The following is a 20361-nucleotide window of genomic DNA, read 5'->3' on the forward strand; positions in this document are numbered from 1 at the left end:
TCTGGTCTTTGTCCCAAGAGACAACGACAGGGGTGTTTTTTTGTCCCTTCTTCTGTTGTTCCGGGGTTTCTCGTTCTTATATAATGAATTAAATTTTATGATGAAGGGGGAATACTATGAAAACTACAAATACAGGTTTTGAAATCAAACCCGAACAGCGGCAGAGCTGGCAGTCCATCGCTATGGTTTGGGCCGGCGGAATGATCTGCGTGCCCTGCCTGATGGTAGGCGGAGTCCTTTCACAGGGCGGCCTGTCCATCGGACAGATTGTGGTGTCGATCCTGATCGGTTACGGCCTGATCTGCGCCTATATGATCTGTATTGGAATGCAGGCCTGCGATACAGGCCTTCCGGTATCCGTCATGGCGGCCGGCGCGCTGGGAGAGAAAGGTTCAAAATATGTCATCAGCCTGATTCTGGCAATCGCATGCATCGGCTGGTTCGGCATCCAGTCCGCTACCTGCGGAGCGGCCTTCGCATCTATGGTAGCCGGAATGCTGGGCATTGGAACGGCCGGCCCTGTCATGACTGCCGTCTGTACTCTCATCTGGGGCATTATCATGCTGGCTACCGCCTGTTTCGGCTTTAAGGGACTGAAATGGCTTAATTATATCGCCGTACCTCTTCTGGTGATTGTATGCATCTACGGAGTCGTCGCCAGCTTCATCAGCAACGACGGCGCATCGGTACTGGCCGCCTATGCACCGGCCCAGTCGGCAGGACTGGTGTTTGGAATCTCCATGACAGTCGCTTCTTTCGCTCTGGGCGGCGTGATATCAGCAGATTACTGCCGTTTTGCCAAGAGCCGGCGGGATGTCGTGAAATCTTCCATCATCGGCGTAATTCCGGCCGGCCTGTTCATGCTGCTCATGGGGGCAGTAATGAGCATCGTCACCGGGCAATACGATATCTCCGCTATTCTGGCAAGCCTTGGCGTTCCGGTTATTGGAGTTATAGCCCTGGTTTTGGCCACTTGGACAACAAACGTTACCAACGCCTATTCCGGAGGCCTTGCCCTGAGTAACCTGTTAGGCTTTGATGAAAGCCGTTTCAAAGTCACCACAGCTGTAGCCGGAGGCGCAGGAACGGTATTGGCAGCTATAGGGCTTCTGAATATGTTCCAGTCCTTCCTGTCCCTGATGTCAGCGATTATTCCGCCACTGGCAGGAGTTATCATAGCAGCTTACTGGGTTATTGGGAAAGGAAAAAGAGAAAACTTCGAGCTGAAAAAAGGACTTTCCGGCCCCGGTCTGGCCGCTTATCTCGCAGGTGCTTTCATTGCCTGCATCACCGGCGGTACCTTTGCCGCTTTCCCGGTGCTGACCACAGCGGCTCCCTGGCTGAACTTACCATTTTTTGTCGGCCCCATCAACGGTATTGCCGTATCCTTTATTATATATATTATTTTAGCAAAGCTCATTAAAAAAGGAGGAACACAGTGAGAAAGATTGGTTTACACGAAATTGAAGACATCGCCCTCGGCGCCGCCCTGCTGGGCGCAGGCGGAGGCGGCGATCCCTACATCGGCAAGCTGGTGGCCATGAGTGCGATCCGTGAATGCGGACCTGTCACTCTGCTCAGCCCTGAAGAAGTGCCGGACGACGCTCTGATTGTCCCCATCGCCATGATGGGAGCGCCTACCATATTAAGCGAAAAAGGAATCGGCGGAAAAGAATATCAGGTTTTGTATGACACCGTTTCTCAGTTCTATGGCAAGCCCGTTTACGCGTTTATGCCCATAGAGGCCGGCGGCGTCAACTCCATGCTCCCCATAGCCGCAGCCGCCCGCCTGAACCTTCCTCTGGTGGACGTGGACGGCATGGGACGGGCATTTCCGGAGCTTCAGATGGTGACCTTTACCATCGGCGGACTTTCAGCAACACCTATGGCTCTGACTGATGAAAAGGGCAATCATGTGATTTTCCGCACCATAACGAATAAGTGGACCGAAGAACTGGCCCGGGCGGTCACTATGGCATGCGGCGGTTCCGTATCCGTATCCCTGTTCACCATGAACGGAAAGCAGATGAAACAGTACGGCGTTCACGGGATTGTCACCCGCAGTGAACGGCTGGGAGCGGCCATCCGCAAAGTTAAAGAAATACAGGAAGGCACTCCCGAGGATAATTTTCTGGAGTTCTCGCAGGGAATACGCCTGTTTAAAGGAAAAATCACCGATGTTCTGCGAGAGACCCGCGGCGCCTTTAATTTCGGCCGCGTGATGCTGGACGGCACTGGCAGCGCGAAGGGGCATCAGGCCTCCGTCACCTTCCAGAATGAAAACCTCTGCGCGGAGGTGGACGGCAAAATCGTCGGAACCACTCCAGACCTGATCTGCCTGGTAGACACAGAAACCTTTGCCCCCATACCTACCGACGCCCTGAAATACGGCAAACGTGTGATGGTAATAGGCCTTCAGTGCTTTCCTCTCTGGAGAACCCCCGAAGGGCTTGAGCTTGTCGGCCCCCGTTACTTCGGAATTGATACTGATTACATCCCCATCGAACAACGCGCAAAGGAGGGCTGCTGAATATGTATAAGCTTGGTATAGATGTAGGAGGCACAAATACCGACGCCGTACTGATTGATGAAGAACGCCGTGTGGTGGCCGAAATCAAGAACCCAACCACCGGTGATATCTATGAAGGAATCATGGGCGCCGTCCGCACGCTGCTGGACCAGTCCAGAATCAACAGAACTGAAATCCGCCAGGCCATGCTGGGTACCACACAGTGTACCAACGCCATCGTGGAACGAAAAAACCTGGCGCGCGTGGGCATTCTGCGGATCGGCGCTCCTGCTACCCAAGGCATACCGCCCATGGCTGACTGGACCGACGACATACGTAAAATAGCTGCCGGGAGCCAGATCATAGGCGGCGGCTTTGAATACGACGGAAAAGAGCTGACCCCCTTCGATGAAGAGGCCGCCAGAACCTTCTTTGAGGACATGAAAGCGAAGGACATTCATTCCATCGCCATTTCCTGCGTATTTTCCACCGTCCGCAATGATCACGAGCTGCGGGCTGCCCAGCTCTGCAGGGAAATAATGGGCAGTGACGTGCACGTGTCAATTTCCTCAGAAATAGGCTCCATGGGGCTGGTTGAACGTGAGAATGCGACGATTTTAAACGCCGCCCTTTACCGGGTGGCCGAACGATTTACCGAAGGTTTCGCAAAAAGCCTGAATGATGAAGGTGTTACAAATGCGGATGTTTATCTGTCACAGAATGACGGAACATTAATGACCATGGAGAACGCACGGAAATATCCGATTCTGACAATCGCCTGCGGCCCTACCAACTCTATCCGGGGCGCATCTTATCTAAGCCGCCTGGAAAACGCAATTGTCGTAGACGTCGGCGGAACTACCACCGACCTGGGCTTCATTCAGAACGGCTTCCCCAGAGAATCCAGCCTGGCAGTAACCATCGGCGGAGTCCGCACCAATTTCCGAATGCCGGACGTGGTATCCATCGGCCTCGGGGGCGGTTCGATTGTGCGGCAGCTGCCTGACGGCACAGTTACGGTCGGCCCGGATTCCGTCGGCTATAAAATCACGGAAAAAGCGCTGGTTTTTGGCGGAAACACCGTCACCGCCACTGACATAGCCGTCCGCCTGGGAATGGCTGCCATAGGCGATCCGGCTAAAGCAGCCAGCCTTGATGAAACCTTCGCACGCAAGGCTCTGGACGCCATCAGGACACTGGTGGAAGACTCCATAGACGCCATGAAAGTCTCCAGCCAGGATATAGATCTGATCCTGGTAGGCGGCGGCTCCATCATCCTCCCCACTCAGCTGGCCGGTGCGAAATCAGTGATGAAGCCGGAACACTTCGGCATAGCAAATGCCATAGGCTCTGCTATCTCCAAGGTATCCGGAACCTTTGAACAGCTGATCAGCTATGATGAAATACCGAGAGAACAGGCCCTGGAGCAGGCAAAAGCAGATGCCATAGATCTGGCAGTTGCAGCCGGCGCACTCCGGGAAACCGTAGAAATAATCGAGGCAGAGGATGTACCTCTTCAATATTATGCCGGAAACACCAACAAAGTAAAGATTAAAGCGGCCGGTGAACTGAAAAAATAGGATATTCAGGATTCACGGCAGTACCGCACCGCCTGCGGAGAATTGACTTGCTTCCCTTTTTGCCCCGTGCTATAATCAAATTGAGGTTTTTTGAGGGAGGTTATTCTGTTTTACATTCGGGCTTTTATCTGAATACTCCCGTCATATTCTGCATAAGGAGGGTATATTTATGAGTTTTTGCGGAAAATGTGGAGCATCCATACCCGATGGGTCCAAGTTTTGTCCGAAATGCGGGAATCCCATGGTTTCCCAGGTGAATTCGCCGGAACCAGGCGTTCCGAATCCAGGCGTGACCGGTGAATTCCCACCGGTAGATCCGGCACCGCAGCCTGAGCCGGCGCCTTTTAATTACAATCAGTATGGAAGCTCAGGCGGCAGCGATTATAGCGGCCCCAGCTATGAACCTGGCAAGAAGGGTTCCGGTAAGCTGGTGCTGATATTGGTGATCGCTATTGTGGCTATTGTAGCTGTAATATTAATCCTCTTATTCACCACCGGGATTCTCGGCGGGGGACGAAGCGGCGGTTCGGCTTACGAGAAGCCTGTACAGAAGCTGATGAACGCGATAGAAGATCAGGACGCACAGCTGGTCGTCGATGTCCTTCCTGATGAGATTGTAGATCTGCAGCTGGAATACTACGAGGATGAAGAAGAACTGGCAGATGATCTGGCCAGCTATATCTTCAGTGATTTTGAAGACTATGACAGCATTAAGGTTTCTTACAAAGTGACAGATAGAGAACAGCTCGACGATGATGAGATTGATGATCTGATTGATGATTATTCCTATAATCTGGATGTGGATCTCGATATCACCGACGCATATGATTTAGATCTTGATGTGGATTTCAAGGCTGACGGTGAGAAGGAATCTGAATCTCTCTCCCTGACAGTGATCAAGATCGATGGAAGCTGGTATCTGGACCTGTTCAGTTTATAATTAAGACGAACATATTTCAGGAGGTTCTACATGAGTTTTTGTAAGAAATGCGGCAATCAGCTGAATGCGGGTGCACAATTCTGCCCCCGGTGCGGCGAACCGGTATCACAGCCGGCTTCCGACTATCAGCCGACGAACTTCAGCCAGCCGGTCCCGACCGCGCCGAATAAATCAAAAGCGCCTTTATTCATTTTGATCGGAATTGCTGCTGCAGTTGTACTTGTTATCGTTCTGCTCCTGCGCGGATGCGGAGGCGCAGCCTATGAGAAACCGGTCAAGGTCATGCTGGATACGATGATCAGCGGAAAATACGACATGAAAACCGCCCAGAAGATGGTAGATCAGATTCCTGACCCTGTGATAGACGCCATGATAGAGGACTATGGCGCATATGATACGGAAAGAGAATTCGTTGAGGAACTGGCAGGTGAATTAGAAGATATGGCGGATGATATCTCAGAATATAACCCGTCCTATAAAATTACCGGCACCAAAAAGATGGATTCTGATGATATTGAAACCCTGGAGGAGCAGTACAGCGACTATATTGATGTCGATCTGAAAATAAGCGAGGCTTATACAATTAAGGTTTCACTCTATTCCACTGAGGATGGGGAAGAGAATAAAGAAAAGGCTGAGCTGAATACCATTAAAGTCAAAGGAAAATGGTACCTGGATTACTTTTCAATGAACAGCATATTCTAAGCCACAGTTTCTAAATGGTTAACAGACGGCGCCGCAGATGTTATTCACCTGCGGCGCTGATTTCATGTGTAAGCTTACAGCAAACTCAGCTGTCAGCCTCTGTAATAATTGATCAGGCAGCCCTTCAGTATGATTTCTCTTTCATCGTCTGTCAGGTCTCCCAGCTTCATCTCAAATTGCTTCAGGCTGTCTCCCACCACATAGGCGGTAATTGTTTCAGCCTTTTCCTCAACTGCTTTCCTCACATCGGGGACAAAGAGGTAATCCCCGTTCTTAAAGGGAAGCTCCCCGGAAGGAATCAGGAATGGCAGCATCCCCCAATTAATCAGGTTGGAACGGTATCTCTTGGTCGCATATTCATTGGCGATATTCGCCCAGCCGCCCAGAACCTTCTGACAGGAAGCAGCCTGTTCACGGGCAGAACCGTCGCCGGGCTTCACTGCGAAGATCGCAGACCCCACTCCCAGATTCGGACTGTCTGCCGACGGAAACTCCTTCTGAATCGCCGCTAACACCGGTTGAATCTCAGGAAGTGCTTCAGCAGGGTTTTTCCCGGACTCGATGGCCAGTTCCGCCTTCTGCACCTCTTTTGCACGCCCTACATAGGCCGGATCTTTCCTGGAAAGAGTAAATTCAGCCAGGCCCAGAGGATTTGACCGGTAAGAAGAAGTCTCGCCGGAGGGAATCAGCTCATCTGTAGTGGTAACCGGATCGTGAATCTCCGATACTACCTTCAGCACCAGATGCTCAGCCAGCCTAGGCATAGTCGGCCAGTCTTTTATATTCGGGCCAAACTGGATCTCAACAGAGGGATCCGCCACGCCCTTGCTGTCAAAGACACGGTTCGCATAGATATTACTGTCAAAATGGTACACCGGATGGCGGTACTCTCCCGCGTATTCAGTCGCCGGAGTCAGATACCCCTTGTTGGCCGCAGTAGCCGCGATGGAACGCGCATCCATGAGAGCCACGGAGGATATCTGTCCATTCTGGATCTTGGAACCTTCTCTGTTAGGGAAGTTCCTCGTGGAATGACGGATAGAGAACGCGTTGTTGGCCGGGGTATCACCTGCACCAAAGCAAGGCCCGCAGAACGCCGTTTTCACAATCGCCCCGGTCTCCAGCAGATCTGCCAGGATACCATTCTTCGCCAGTTCCATGTAAATCGGTGTGCTGGCCGGATAGACACTCAGAGTAAATGCATCCGCTCCTATGCTGTGGCCTCTGAGGATGTCGGCCGCGTCACAGATATTCTCGAACCCGCCGCCGGCACAGCCGGCGATAATTCCCTGATCAACCAGCAGCTTTCCGTCATGTACTTTATTCTTCAGAGTATAGGGAACCTTGCCATCCAGGGACACCTGGGCACGTTTTTCCACGTCTTCAAGGATATCCATCAGGTTCTGGTTCACCTCTTCAATTGTATACGTATTGCTTGGATGGAACGGCATCGCGATCATGGGCCTGATCTTGTCCAGTTCTACCAGGATCATGCCGTCATAATACGTTACAGCGCCCGGATTCAGCTCTTTGTATTCCCCGCCTCTGCCGTGAATCTCGTAATATTCCTTAATCTCATCGTCAGTTCTCCAGATAGAAGACAGGCAGGTGGTCTCCGTGGTCATGACATCCACGCCGATCCGGAAATCTGCGCTCAGGCTCGACACACCCGGTCCCACAAATTCCATCACTTTATTTTTCACATACCCGTTGGCAAATACAGCGCCTATGATAGCCAGAGCCACATCCTGCGGCCCTACGCCCGGCACTGGCGCTCCTGTCATGTAAACTCCGACCACGCCTGGCATGGGGATATCATAGGTCTTGTTCAGAAGCTGTTTCACCAGCTCCGGCCCGCCTTCTCCCATAGCCATGGTTCCCAAAGCCCCGTAACGGGTATGGGAATCCGATCCCAGAATCATCTTGCCACCGCCGGAAAGCATCTCACGCGCAAACTGGTGAATGACAGCCTGATGCGGCGGAACATAAACCCCGCCGTATTTCTTGGCACAGGTCAGTCCGAACATGTGATCATCCTCATTAATCGTACCACCCACAGCACACAGGGAATTGTGGCAGTTGGTCAGCACATAGGGAACCGGAAATTTCTCCAGCCCCGAAGCGCGGGCGGTCTGTATAATTCCGACAAAAGTGATATCATGGGATGTCAGCTTGTCGAATTTAATCTGAAGATCCTCCATATTACCCGACGTATTGTGGGCTTTCAGGATTCCATATGCAATGGTATTTTTTTTGGCTTCTTCAGGCGCAGGGCTTACACCGGCTGCTGCCTTCAGTTTAGCCGCGGCTTCTCCGCCGGCCGGGATCACCTGCTTCCCGTCGACCAGGTAGGCGCCTCCGTTTAACAACTGTATCATTTCTATATCCTCCTTCATGTTTTGTATCTGCCTTGTTGCATTCCTCGCTTCGAGGTTAAACCTAGGGATTTTCTCTGGTATATTTCAGGTAGCTTTCTACCATCATGGCAATCTTAAAGGTCAGAGCTTCTTCAAATTTACGGATGTCCAGGCCGATCGTTTTCTCCAGCTTTTCCAGCCGGTACACCAGAGTATTCCGGTGAACATACATCTGCCTGGCCGTTTCCGATATATTCAGGTCGTTTTCAAAAAAACGGCGGATCGTCATAAGCGTTTCGTCATCCAGCTCCTGAAATATGTTTTCTTTGAAGGTCTCTTTCATAAACAATTCACAGAGCGGCACCGGAAGCTGATAAATCAGCCTTCCCAGACCCAGCCTGCCGTAGGATACTACCGTTCTGTCGGTATAGAATATCTTCCCGACCTCCAGTGCCATCCTGGCCTCTTTAAAAGACTGTGACACCGATTTCAGTGCCTTAGCCGGATTCCCGTAGGCCACCCGGACCGAAGTCATTGCCTCTGCGTTCAATGTATCCACCAGCATATGTGCCGTCTGCTCCAAGCTGCTGTCGGATATCGCGCCTTTTAGCTCCTTCACGATGACTATCGTATGCTCATCCAACGATACAACAAAATTTCGCGTATCAGCGCCGAACAGCATCCTGGCTGTCTCCAGGGCGCCGCTGTCCCTGTGCCCCTTCGTCTCCGCCAGATAGACGGCCCGGCAGGCGTTTTCCTCGATGTGGAGCTTTTTCGCACGCTCTTGAATATCAGTGGCAAGAAGATTGTCCATCAGCAGGTTCTGAATAAAATGGTTCTTATCCAACCGTTCATGATACGCCAGCATCAGGTTCTGAATCTCACTGACAGCAATTCTGCCTGCCATATACGCATCACTGCCTCTCGCAACCAGAACACATTCCGGTACCTGGCCGTTATATACTTTAAAAAAGTGGAAATCCCGAAGAACCTGGCTGTCGGCGGCAGAAGAAAAAAAGACATCAATCTCCAAGCCTGACAGATCATCTCCGGAAAATGTGGAAGCTATCAGGGAACCTTTCCTGTCCCATAGACAAAGATCCACCCGCATAATCTCATGTAATTCTTTCAGTACTTTTTTCAGCATCTGGGCTGAAACCACTCTGTCCACTTCCTTTCCGGCAGAGAATGCCATCGACTGACTTACTGACTCTTTCATTATAATATATTATTTTACCCAAATTATCAAGAAAAGATTGCTGCGGCACAGAGGAGCTGTCACTATAATAGAACGGCTGTGCTGTTTCCATGGTCCGCAATCTAGCCATTGGGATGTGCCGATTAAGTTATCCTATAAATATTGCATCGCCGTCTGAGAAATGATATTATTCTCTTATCTGTTAGGAGGTTATTATGAAAACGACAAGCCAGCTTTTGCCCGGCAAACATAAGCACAGCCTCTGGGGACCCCGCTCTGCTGTAATTGCCGCCATATTAATTTCTATTATATGTTTTATGATCTGGAACACTTCAGGCCTGAAAAAGGCCCTGGATACCAGCACGGAAGAATATGTCTTAGATGTCACTAACCAGCTGACAGGCGAAATTTCCGCGCATATCGAGTCCCTCAAAACAACGCTGACGCTTCTGTCCAAATCTGTTCCTTTTCTTCCAGACGATTCCAGCCTGGAGGAATTTCTTGAAGACACAACAGAGCTTCTCAATTATGATCAACTGGCTGTGATCTGCAGAGACGGGACGGCATTTCCCGGAACCTTTGACCTTCAGAAGCTGCATGACATATCGGGAATCCGGAATTCCTTCAACGGAGAATTCTCCGTAGTTTACACAGAGGGGCAAAATCTCCTTTTTTCAGTCCCGGTCTATGAAGGCAATAAAATCAATCGGGTTCTGGCAGGACTCAGCACTAAAGAAAATGTCCAGGCGCTGATCCAGCCCAAAAGTTTTATGGGCACCGGTTTGTCCTGTATCGTAGACGCATCCGCCAATGTGGTCATTTCACCCACAGAGCTGAAGCCCTTTCTGCAGCTGGACAGCATCTTTCAGTCTGATTCTAATTCTGCCGCGCGCAATGCTCTGATACAGATGAAGGAAGACCTGCAGCAGCAAAAATCCGGTACTTTTCAGTTCCAGGCCGTTGATGGCTCGCATCTGGTTATGTCCTACCAGCCTCTGAACATCAACAACTGGTCTCTTCTCACCCTGGTTCCCGCCGACCTGATTTCCAGCCAGGCAAACAGTTATGTATTCCGGACTTTTTTAATCATCGCAGGAATCACAATTGTATTTACACTGTTTTTGATATCTATTGTTAATTTTTACAGAGCAAACCGCAGACAGCTGGAGAAACTCGCTTTTACAGACCAGCTGACCGGGGGTATGAATGAAGCCGCTTTTCAGATAGGATACCAGCGGCTGATGGAACAGCCACAGCCCCCTGCCTGTGCTGTCGTATTTCTGAACGTAAAAGGTTTCCGGCTGATCAATGAGAATTTCGGCACCCATACAGGGGATCAGACTCTCAGGTATATCTATCAAAAACTTCAGGAGCAGATACGGCCGGGAGAGCTGGCTGCCAAGACAGCCTCTGACTGTTACTTCCTCTGCCTTCTGGAAGACCGTCCCGAGAAGGTTCGTTCCAGGCTGGAGGAACTTGTTGGAAATATTAATTCCTACAATAAAGGGACAGATACCACTTATAACCTTACCATTCGTCAGGGTGTGTATCTGGTCGACGACCCTTCCCTGGACGTAACAATCGTCCAGGACCGGGCGCGGACGGCCTGCCGGCAGCAAAACAGTGATACTTCCTGCGTCTTTTACAGCTCTGAAATGACATTAAAGATGAAGACAGAGTATGAACTCAATTCACTTTTTGAAGCATCACTGGAAAATCAGGATTTTCAGGTATATCTGCAGCCAAAAGTCCGCCTGTCAGACGAAAAAACCGCCGGAGCAGAGGCTCTGGTCCGGTGGATGCATCCACAGCGGGGATTGATCTTCCCTTCAGATTTTATTCCCCTGTTTGAACAAAACGGCAAGATTTGTTCCCTGGATCTATACATTTTCGAGAAAGTATGCATATACCTGAACCGATGCATACAAGAAAAAAAAGATCTGATACCAGTTTCCGTGAACCTCTCACGGGTACATTTTAGGAACCCTAACTTTCTTGAGGCTTTTTGGAAATTGAAAAAGAAATACAAGATTCCTGACGGCCTCATCGAGATAGAATTGACAGAATCAATATTTTTTGATACGTTTCAGCGGCGTCTGGTCAGGGATTCCATAACAGAGATGCACAGATATGGATTCGGCTGCTCGCTCGACGATTTCGGAGTCGGGTACTCCGCGCTGGCACTTCTAAAGGATTTCGATGTGGACACCATTAAGCTGGACCGGCAATTTTTCAGTGATATTACAAATACCAAGGCTCAGAAAATTATTTCCGGATTCATCAGGCTCGCTAAGGACCTGGGTATTCACGTGGTTGCCGAGGGTATCGAGACTCAGGAGCAGATAGATATTCTCCGTAAAGCCAATTGTGAAATGGTCCAGGGTTATTATTTTTCTAAACCACTTACTATATGCGATTTCGAAAAGTGGAGAAGGGGCTCTTGCAAAAGCAGATGAGTTAACTGCTGGAGCAAGGGCTCCTTTTTTTGAGGAAAGAAGAAAAAATTATATATTAAGTCATTTTCTATTCTACCTATTGAAATCGTGAGTGGGAAGGAGTAGACTATTACACGGTATGCTTTTGTGTGTTTGAACCATTGATTTTATTTTTATCACACACAATGCTACAGATAATTTATAAAGAGAAAGGAGAGATTTTTGTGCGGAAATTATTAGGGATTTTTTTAAGTTTTTCCTTGATAATGACGATGTTTTCAACGACTGCATATGCAGAAGAAAATGCAGTTCCGAACGAAAACAATTATTTATCTGAAGAACTTGAAAATAATTCACAATCAGATTTTGTAGAAAGTAAATCAGTAGATGATGAACAAGCACAGAAAAATGTTGAAAAAACAGAAAACTTAATGCAGGAAGAAAATGCAAATCATGCAGTAGAAAAAGAAATTATGAATAGTGTTACTAAAAAAGAAAAAGAAGTAACATATGAAGCTAAGATTGGTGAAACTTTTTATGCTACGTTAAAAGAAGCATTAATGGTTGGTGGTGAAGTAACATTATTAAAAGATGTATCTGTTAATGAAATTATTGAAATTACACAAGATACAACTTTAGATTTAGGAGACTTTACAATTACAGATAATGCCGCAAAAAGACCATTTGTAGTTCGCGCAGAAAATTTTACAATCAAGGCTAATAATGGCGGAATGGTAATTCCAGAATCAAATAACCAAGCCTATGGATTCGTTGAAGCCTATGTTAATAATTTTTCTATTTTAGGTGGTAAATACCAAGGAAATACTGACAACGGAAGATTATTTAGAATTAATACTCCTGAGAGTAAAACAGGAACTATAAATGTTGACGGCATTGTTGTAAATACGAACAATGAAATTATCGGGCACAATGGAACTTATACAAATTACAGTGGTTCAATTAGAAATTCTGAATTTTACACAGGCATGAGATCAATGTATTTTGATATTATTGATACTGCTGAAACAAGTACTATCACAATTGATAACACCAAGGCAGTTATCGCGAGAGGACCTGTTATTGAAGTAGCAGGCGGTAATACAGTTTTATCAAACAATGATTGGACTGTAACAGGTAATTATGAGGGCGGATACACTTGGGCACGAACTGCAGTTGGTGTTGGTTATGGCGCCAACGTAACAATTAAGAGTGGCAAATATCACGCTGATTCTGAATTTATGAAGGAAAATGAAGGTTATGGTGTATACATTTATACTTCAGGAGGAACAGTAAATATTGAAGGAGGAAGTTTTTCAGGAACGACAGCTGCTTTAAGGGCGGATGTTGATAAGGGAACTTATAATACCCCTGCAAATATTATTGTCAATAATGGTGAATTTAACGGTGACTTATTAGCCAAAACAAATACAGGAATAGAAAGTATTGTTGTTAATGGCGGAAACTTCAGCGGTTTAACAGACGCAACACTCAATAACACAAATAATGTTCAAGTCAATGGTGGGGCTTTTGACTTAGATGTTACGAATAAAGTGGTTGAAGTTAAAGAATCCATTGCTGTAACAAAAAATAATGATACTAATTATTATATTGGAAAAGAAAAAGTCAAAGAAGCTTTAGATCATGTAATGAAAGGGGACAAAATTGCTATTATTCAAAATGTTACAGAAATTCAAGTTCCTGATGGTGTAACAGTTGAAAATAAAACCGGAAATGATATCACAGTAAATGGTGATGTGGTAAAAGACAATGCAACAATTGTAGTTGATGAAGTTCCAACAGCTAAAGTTGTTTATTCACATGAGGGAAACTGGACAAATGAGGATGTAACAGTAACTATCACAACTAGCGAGCCTATAGAAGACATCCGGGGATGGACAAAAGTAGATGAACAGACATTTACAAAAGTTTATGCGGATAATACTCTTGAAAACATTACAATTACAGATATGACAGGAAACTCAAATAAAATCAAAGTGGATGTAAAAAATATTGACAAACAGGCTCCAGAAATAAGAGGTGTAAAAGATATTAGTTTAGTACAAGGTTCAAATTTTGACCCTCTGGAAGGCGTATCTGCTTATGATTATGAGTGTGGCGCAATCAAAGATATTCGGGTAACAGTTAACGGGCAGCCATCAGTGGATACAAATGTTGTTGGTATTTATGAATTACAATATTCTGTAAGCGATATGGCTGGAAACACTACAACTGTAAAACGTATAGTCACAGTAAATCCTAAGGAAGAGACATTAAATCATGCTCCAATAATCAAGGCGGATGATATTACATTAACAGTCGGAGATAAATTTGATCCTAGAAAATATGTGGCCGCAATAGATAACGAAGATGGAAATTTGACTGAAATAATTGAAATCTTAGAAAATACGGTTAATACATTAAAGCCAGGAACATATCAAGTAACATACAAAGTAACAGATAAAGAGGGAGCTTCATCTAGAAAAGTAATCAAAGTAGTTGTGAATGCCAAAAAAGAAATAATACCATCAACTCCAGAAAAACCGAATGCGAATAAACCCAGCAATGATAAAGGCAGAGTAGAAACAGGCGACCAGACAAATGTAGGCTTATACTCATCTTTATTCGCAATAAGTGTATTATGTATCACTATTTTAGCAGTATGGAAGAAAAAGAATGCGTTAGAAAATAAATAAGTGTTTCACTGGCGATATAAACACTATACACTAACAGACGGAAAACGCCGTATTTACAAGGTAAAACCGCATTTTATAATTATATTGCCAAAAATCAGCGGGCAGAGGGGAAGAACGCATCTGCTTTATGATCTACATCAATTGAGGTACGCAAAAAATCGTGAAAGAACCCACTAATTGGCTCCTTTCACGATTTTTCACAACCCCTGTAAAGCAATCTTTTTCTTACAGACTGCCCGAAACCAGCGTTTTTAACAAGCTTAATGAACAATGCTGCGCTCTGTTTCCTTATCAAACAGATGGATGTGTTCCATATCCAGTGCAAATTTGACCATATCTCCCGTTCTCGCTGTCGTCCTTGGGTCCACGCGCGCCGTCATAGAAAAACCTTCCAGTTCGAAATACAAAAATACTTCAGCGCCCAGAAGCTCATATACATTAATCTCTGATTCAAAGGACGCGCTTTCATACTGACTCAGCATGATCTCTGAATCGCTGACATTTTCAGGACGGATGCCCGCAGTCACGACCTTTCCCTCATAGCCTTTTTCCAGAAGGACTTTTGCCTTTCCGGGCGGAAGGAGCAAGGAATGGCTTCCCACCTTCAAATATACGTCTTCGCCCTTCTTCTTCACCTCAGCGTCCATGAAGTTCATCTGCGGTGATCCGATGAAACCTGCCACAAACAGATTGTCCGGAGCATTATAAAGTGTCTGCGGAGTGTCTACCTGCTGGACCACGCCATCCTTCATGACAACAATCCTGGTGCCCAGTGTCATCGCCTCCGTCTGGTCATGCGTCACATAAATGATGGTCGCCCCCAAGCGTTCGTGGAGCTTAGAGATCTCCGTACGCATCTGTACACGCAGTTTCGCATCTAGGTTGGACAGAGGTTCATCCATGAGAAATACTTTAGGATCCCGGACAATCGCACGGCCCATGGCGACACGCTGACGCTGGCCGCCGGAGAGCGCTTTCGGCTTTCTTTCCAGCAGATGTTCCAGATCCAGAATCCTGGCCGCCTCCCTCACCATCTTGTCAATCTGATCCTTTGGAACCTTCCTGAGCTTCAAGCCAAAGGCCATATTGTCATAGACAGTCATATGAGGATACAGCGCATAGTTCTGGAATACCATCGCAATATCCCGGTCCTTTGGTTCTACATCATTTACCACTTTTCCATCAATCTTCAGTGTTCCTTCTGATATTTCTTCCAATCCTGCAATCATACGCAGCGTCGTAGATTTTCCGCATCCGGAAGGGCCGACAAAAATAACAAATTCCTTATCCGCAATTTCCAGGTTAAAATCTTTAACCGCCTCAAACCCGTTGGGATATTTTTTATAAATGTGTTCCAGTGATAAGCTTGCCATAAGAATTCCTCCTTTACTGCTTCCAGTATAAAGGACCTTCTCATTTTCTTCCAGGCCACTTTTCCACAAACATCCCAACGGGTTTTCGGCGGTTGCATGAGATTTATTTAATTTTTAAAATATACGCCGTCAAATCTACCAAAATTCCATTTTTTCTTTAGACAGATTGACGAAACACATCCCTATTCACCTCCGGGAAGGTTACCTCCACCTTGAAGAGATCGCCGTCCACAAAAAGTTCGAAGGTTCCTTTCATGAGCTTCACCAGATTCTCGGCAATTGACAATCCGAGTCCGCTTCCCTCAGTTGTTCTGGAGCTGTCTCCGCGGACAAACCGTTCCATCAGCTCATCCGGGCTGATATTCAGCGTCTGTTCCGACATGTTCTTCATGATGAAGACAACGCTGCCTTCTCTGCGGATTACGTCCACATATACCCTGGATCCAGGCATCGCATATTTTGCCACATTTCCATACAGATTTTCAATCACACGCCACAGGTACCGGCTGTCCGCGCGCACCAGCGCCGGTTCCGGCGGCAGGCTGCAAATCATATCCAGCTCCCTGCCTGACAGGCGTTCATCAAATTCCCCATTCACCTGCTGGACCAGTTCATTCAGATTCAGCGTCACAAATTCCATATTCACATTGCCTGAACTGGCCTTCGACGCCTCTACCAAATCCTCTGTCAGCTGCTTCAGCCGCTGGGACTTCCGTTCCAGGATGTCAATATAGCCTTTGATTTTTGGATCTTCAATATTTTCACGTTTCAGGAGATCCACATAATTAACAATCGAAGTCAACGGCGTCTTAATATCATGTGATACGTTCGTAATCAGGTCGGCCTGCATCCGTTCGTTTTTCATCCGCACTTCCACAGCTGTCTTCAGGCCGTCACCCATAGAATTGACCACCTCCGCCAGCTCTTTGTTATTACCCTTCAGTTCTGTCGTATCCACCTTATAATCCAGATCGCCGCTCCCCAGCTGACGTAAGCCTTCTATAACCGTCCTCTTTCCGGTTGCCTCCCTGAGCATATACAATAGCACCAGTATATCCACAACAAGGCAGAGCATAACTCCGAAAAATCCCGTCGTCGGCAGGAAGATAAAATGCAGCAGCATTAATCCCAGAGCGGCCATAATCAGCTTTGAGGATTCCTGCCTTGCTTCATAAACCCTGCCTCCCAGATGAATCACCGCACGCAGAATACTCTTTTCCCAGAGATTGTGTGCCTTAATCCTTCTCACAAGGCTCAGATAGAACAGCATAAACAATCCGACACTCATGCAGACATAAAGTCCGAGAAATACCATGAAGAACCCTGACATATCCGACATATTAATTGCAATTATATAGCCGAAATAGCCAATCAGCAAAATACCCAGAATAACCCCGACCGCCATCGCCACTTCTGTGGGCAAGGAATCAAAACCGTACAGCCGTACCGTCCCATCCTTCTGATTGCGCCCCGCCTGAATGGTACAGATCACAAAGGCTGCAATCGCCATCACCAGGCCAATAATTGCAATGGCCAGTATACCAGGCGCATACGGAGCCAGGCTGTCGTAAAATCTGGCCGCTTCCTTATAATCGTCATCAATTGGATAAGCTGTATCTAGGCCGATATATACTCTCTCATTACCAGAAAGGATCTGTTCCGACGCCAGGTAGCTGCTGAGCCGGTATCCGGCGGCTGTTTCCGGAAAATGGCCTTCAACCATCCTTCCATTCTCCCTGGTATACGACACATACATGGGCCAGGATTCCAGCATGTTCTGAATCTCTTCTTCACTTAACGCCTCCCAGTCCTGCATATTTGTATATACCTGTGTCTCGTCTTTCACATAGTAGCGCAGATTGGAATTCCGGCCCAGGTACTGTTCCTGGCTTTCCTCTGCCCAGACATAGCTGGAAACCTGGGATGCCAGATCAGGAAGCGCCCGGTAAAGATCGTACAGAGAGACCTTCTCCGGATTGGCGGCCGCGTAGTCCGCGAGAGTAGACCCGGCGGCAGTCTTGATGCCGTAACTGATCTCATTCGGGTATCCGCAGCCATACAGATACAGGAACTGCCTGCTGTAGCTCCGGGAATTTCCTACCGACTGCAGATGCTTCCAGGTATCTTCAGACATATACTCCAGCGCAATATTCTCCAGGTCCGCCTGCGGCACAAGCTCTTCCGACTCAGAGCCTGACGCTACGGTCAAATCACTCCTGTCTCCTGATAATCCGTAACCCGCCGCCTCTGAACTTTCACTGGCCAATGCCTCATCTTCCTGTATATATGTCGATTCATCCGCGTTTGCGTCCAGATTGTCCGCACAGCCTGACACATACATCTGATACATATCTTCCAACGTATAGGATGTATATTTGTTTACCTCTACTCCCGTAATCCCATTGTGGTAATCCTTCGTAACATCTACAAGCTGTGTCGGATCATACTGCCCATTCACATCAAAAACCTTCCGGGTGCTCAGATAATCCGACAGCTGACTGAGATCTATATGCATTTTGATCGCACAGCCCGCCGTTGTATAGTATTGGCCTCCCTCCATCCTCGCAGTGGGATCACCGCTTCCCAGCGTTGCCAGCCGTAAAAAAGCGCTTCCAAAAATCGTACACAGCAGCGCACCCAGAAACAGGAGGACAGTGACGGTTACTTTCGCAGGAGCTGAATACAGCCTTTTCTTCCTATCCTCTGTCTCCATTATTTACCTCCTCTCCAGGGAAGCTTTTATCAGAGCTTTTCAATCTTATATCCCACTCCCCAGACCACCTTCAGATACCTGGGCTCCTTGGGATTAATTTCAATTTTCTCACGGATATGCCTGATATGCACGGCCACCGTATTGTCCGCTCCAATCGCTTCCTCATTCCATATATTTTGATAAATCTGTTCGATGGAGAATACCTTCCCGGGATTCTTCACCAGCAGCAGTAAAATATTGTATTCAATCGGCGTCATCTTCACCAATTCCCCGTCCACAGTGACCTCCTTCAGGTCATCATTAATGGTCAAGCCGCCAACCTGATACGTATTCTGACTCTCATTCTGCATATTACCCAGCTTGGTGTACCTGCGCAGCTGTGATTTCACTCTGGCCACAAGCTCCAGAGGATTAAAAGGCTTTGTCACATAATCATCAGCGCCGATGTTGAGGCCCAGGATCTTATCCACGTCCTCCGACTTGGCTGACAGAATAATGATTGGAATACTGCTCTTCTCCCTGATCTTCAGCGTTGCACGGATACCGTCCAGCTTCGGCATCATCACATCGATGATCAGAAGATGAACCTCCTCCTGCTCCATAACCTTCAACGCCTGCATTCCGTCATATGCCTTCAGAATATGATACCCCTCCTGAGACAAATAAATTTCAATCGCTTCTACAATCTCTCTGTCATCGTCACATACTAAAATATTCATACGTTCCCTCTCCTCATTCTCTGTTCCAATGCCTTGCCGCGCATACAACCCTGCCGGGCCTCCTCCTGATCCATATTTTCCTGCTACGATCAAAGCATAACAAAGAAATCTTTATTTGTAGTTATGAAAAAAGTTAAGAATTTCTAAAAGCGGCACCGTCAGGCGGACGCTAATATGTTTAGTATACCATTTTTACAAAATCCTTTCCACATATCTTAAGACAATTATGGTTTTGCTTCCAATTGGTCGGGGAAGGGAGGGCGTTTTGGATACCCCGCCTCTCTGGTGATCTAAAACTCTTCACCCAAGTTCTCCGAAAGTGTCATCAGAATGGTTTCAGACAGTAATCACTGGCTTATCGCGGCCGACTGGCGCCAGTATTTCTTTATTAAATATCGAAATCTACCGCCTGAGACTATCGGGGTTCCACCCCTGGCGAGAGCCATTGTACCGTCTGGAACAGCCAGAAAAGCAGCGGGGGACCTCCGGCGGTTGTGGCCTGCCAGGCAGACCTCTGCAGGGTTGTTAGTGATTCTTGACTTCCGGAGGCCGCTCTCCAGGGGGCGTCCGCTGTGCCTCATGCACGGCGGGCGAGGGGAACGGAGGATGGAAGGCATCAAGCCTTCCACCGGACTTTCCCCGGTACCCCTGGAGAGTGGCCTCCGGAAGTCTTAGAATCACTTCAACCCGAAGCCCAGTCTGCCTGGCAGGCCACAACCGCCGGAGGTCCCCCGCTGCTTTTCGTCCGGGTATCCACCCCCACCTCGCCACAAAACCGTAATTTTGTTTTCTGCTCTTTTTTATTTGGACAAAATAGGGTATAGTAGAAGGAGAAACCGCTTGAAGGAGGCCAACTGTCATGTTTCGTCTATGGGGTAAGTTAATGTACAATAATCACATGATTAAGGATATGACTGTCTGTGAAGAGAGTGAGGACACACGGACCCACAAGATCTTCCGGGCGCTGGAGGATATTTGTTATGCCTGGGATCTGGGGAAACCCATCTGGCTGGATGCTACGATTCAGGAGTTTCAGCGCCACAAGAAGGCACGTTTTTACCAGGATAATTTCATTGAAGCTATTGATTTTGATTTTCTGGAAATACAGGTTATTGAAGAATGATTGGGCATAATCAAGA

General features: G+C 47.5%; 13 protein-coding genes. 8 read left to right on the plus strand and 5 right to left on the minus strand.

The features are described 5' to 3' along the window. Nucleotides 1–116: 116 nt before the first annotated feature. From H9Q79_RS13045 to H9Q79_RS13065, 5 genes are all read left to right on the plus strand, one after another. Nucleotides 117–1442 (plus strand): cytosine permease, encoded by a 1326-nt coding sequence (locus H9Q79_RS13045; protein ID WP_249328475.1) that lies wholly within the window; start codon nucleotides 117–119, stop codon nucleotides 1440–1442. Further along, nucleotides 1439–2530: an S-methyl thiohydantoin desulfurase family protein gene (locus H9Q79_RS13050; RefSeq protein ID WP_249328476.1), complete on the plus strand. Its 1092-nt coding sequence runs from the start codon at nucleotides 1439–1441 to the stop codon at nucleotides 2528–2530. The genes H9Q79_RS13045 and H9Q79_RS13050 overlap by 4 nt, the downstream gene beginning before the upstream one ends. Nucleotides 2531–2532: 2 nt before the next feature. Beyond that, the gene (locus H9Q79_RS13055; protein WP_249328477.1) at nucleotides 2533–4089 is read left to right on the plus strand and encodes a hydantoinase/oxoprolinase N-terminal domain-containing protein; all 1557 of its coding nucleotides are present in this window, start codon (nucleotides 2533–2535) and stop codon (nucleotides 4087–4089) included. Between the two features lie 169 nt (nucleotides 4090–4258). After that, the gene (locus tag H9Q79_RS13060; protein WP_118648337.1) at nucleotides 4259–5029 is read left to right on the plus strand and encodes a zinc ribbon domain-containing protein; all 771 of its coding nucleotides are present in this window, start codon (nucleotides 4259–4261) and stop codon (nucleotides 5027–5029) included. Nucleotides 5030–5059: 30 nt separating this feature from the next. Further along, on the plus strand, nucleotides 5060–5734 hold the full coding sequence (locus tag H9Q79_RS13065; protein ID WP_118648335.1) for a zinc ribbon domain-containing protein: 675 nt from the start codon (nucleotides 5060–5062) through the stop codon (nucleotides 5732–5734). Between the two features lie 92 nt (nucleotides 5735–5826). Here H9Q79_RS13065 and H9Q79_RS13070 read toward each other — a convergent pair whose 3' ends face one another. Both H9Q79_RS13070 and H9Q79_RS13075 read right to left on the minus strand, forming a co-directional pair. Then, nucleotides 5827–8112, minus strand: coding sequence for a hydratase (locus tag H9Q79_RS13070; RefSeq protein ID WP_118648333.1), 2286 nt, complete (start codon nucleotides 8110–8112; stop codon nucleotides 5827–5829). Nucleotides 8113–8173: 61 nt separating this feature from the next. Further along, entirely contained in the window at nucleotides 8174–9253 is a 1080-nt protein-coding gene (locus H9Q79_RS13075) for a PucR family transcriptional regulator (protein WP_118648349.1), read from the minus strand. 251 nt (nucleotides 9254–9504) lie between these two features. Here H9Q79_RS13075 and H9Q79_RS13080 point away from each other — a divergent pair, with 251 nt between their 5' ends. Together H9Q79_RS13080 and H9Q79_RS13085 are read left to right on the plus strand one after the other, a co-directional pair. Then, nucleotides 9505–11745 carry a bifunctional diguanylate cyclase/phosphodiesterase gene (locus H9Q79_RS13080; protein ID WP_249328478.1) on the plus strand — a complete coding sequence of 747 codons (2241 nt, stop codon included), beginning with the start codon at nucleotides 9505–9507 and terminating at the stop codon, nucleotides 11743–11745. A 203-nt stretch (nucleotides 11746–11948) separates the two neighbouring features. Next, nucleotides 11949–14417, plus strand: coding sequence for an immunoglobulin-like domain-containing protein (locus H9Q79_RS13085; RefSeq protein WP_249328479.1), 2469 nt, complete (start codon nucleotides 11949–11951; stop codon nucleotides 14415–14417). A gap of 260 nt (nucleotides 14418–14677) precedes the next feature. Here H9Q79_RS13085 and H9Q79_RS13090 read toward each other — a convergent pair whose 3' ends face one another. The 3 genes from H9Q79_RS13090 to H9Q79_RS13100 form a co-directional block, all read right to left on the minus strand. Next, nucleotides 14678–15790: an ABC transporter ATP-binding protein gene (locus tag H9Q79_RS13090; RefSeq protein ID WP_118648329.1), complete on the minus strand. Its 1113-nt coding sequence runs from the start codon at nucleotides 15788–15790 to the stop codon at nucleotides 14678–14680. Between the two features lie 157 nt (nucleotides 15791–15947). After that, nucleotides 15948–18503 (minus strand): sensor histidine kinase, encoded by a 2556-nt coding sequence (locus H9Q79_RS13095; RefSeq protein WP_249328480.1) that lies wholly within the window; start codon nucleotides 18501–18503, stop codon nucleotides 15948–15950. 29 nt (nucleotides 18504–18532) lie between these two features. Continuing rightward, entirely contained in the window at nucleotides 18533–19222 is a 690-nt protein-coding gene (locus tag H9Q79_RS13100) for a response regulator transcription factor (protein ID WP_118648347.1), read from the minus strand. Nucleotides 19223–20081: 859 nt separating this feature from the next. Here H9Q79_RS13100 and H9Q79_RS13105 point away from each other — a divergent pair. Next, nucleotides 20082–20345: a hypothetical protein gene (locus H9Q79_RS13105; protein ID WP_118646671.1), complete on the plus strand. Its 264-nt coding sequence runs from the start codon at nucleotides 20082–20084 to the stop codon at nucleotides 20343–20345. Nucleotides 20346–20361 lie beyond the last annotated feature (16 nt).

This window comes from Wansuia hejianensis (assembly GCF_014337215.1).
Lineage (GTDB): Bacteria > Bacillota > Clostridia > Lachnospirales > Lachnospiraceae > Scatomonas > Scatomonas hejianensis.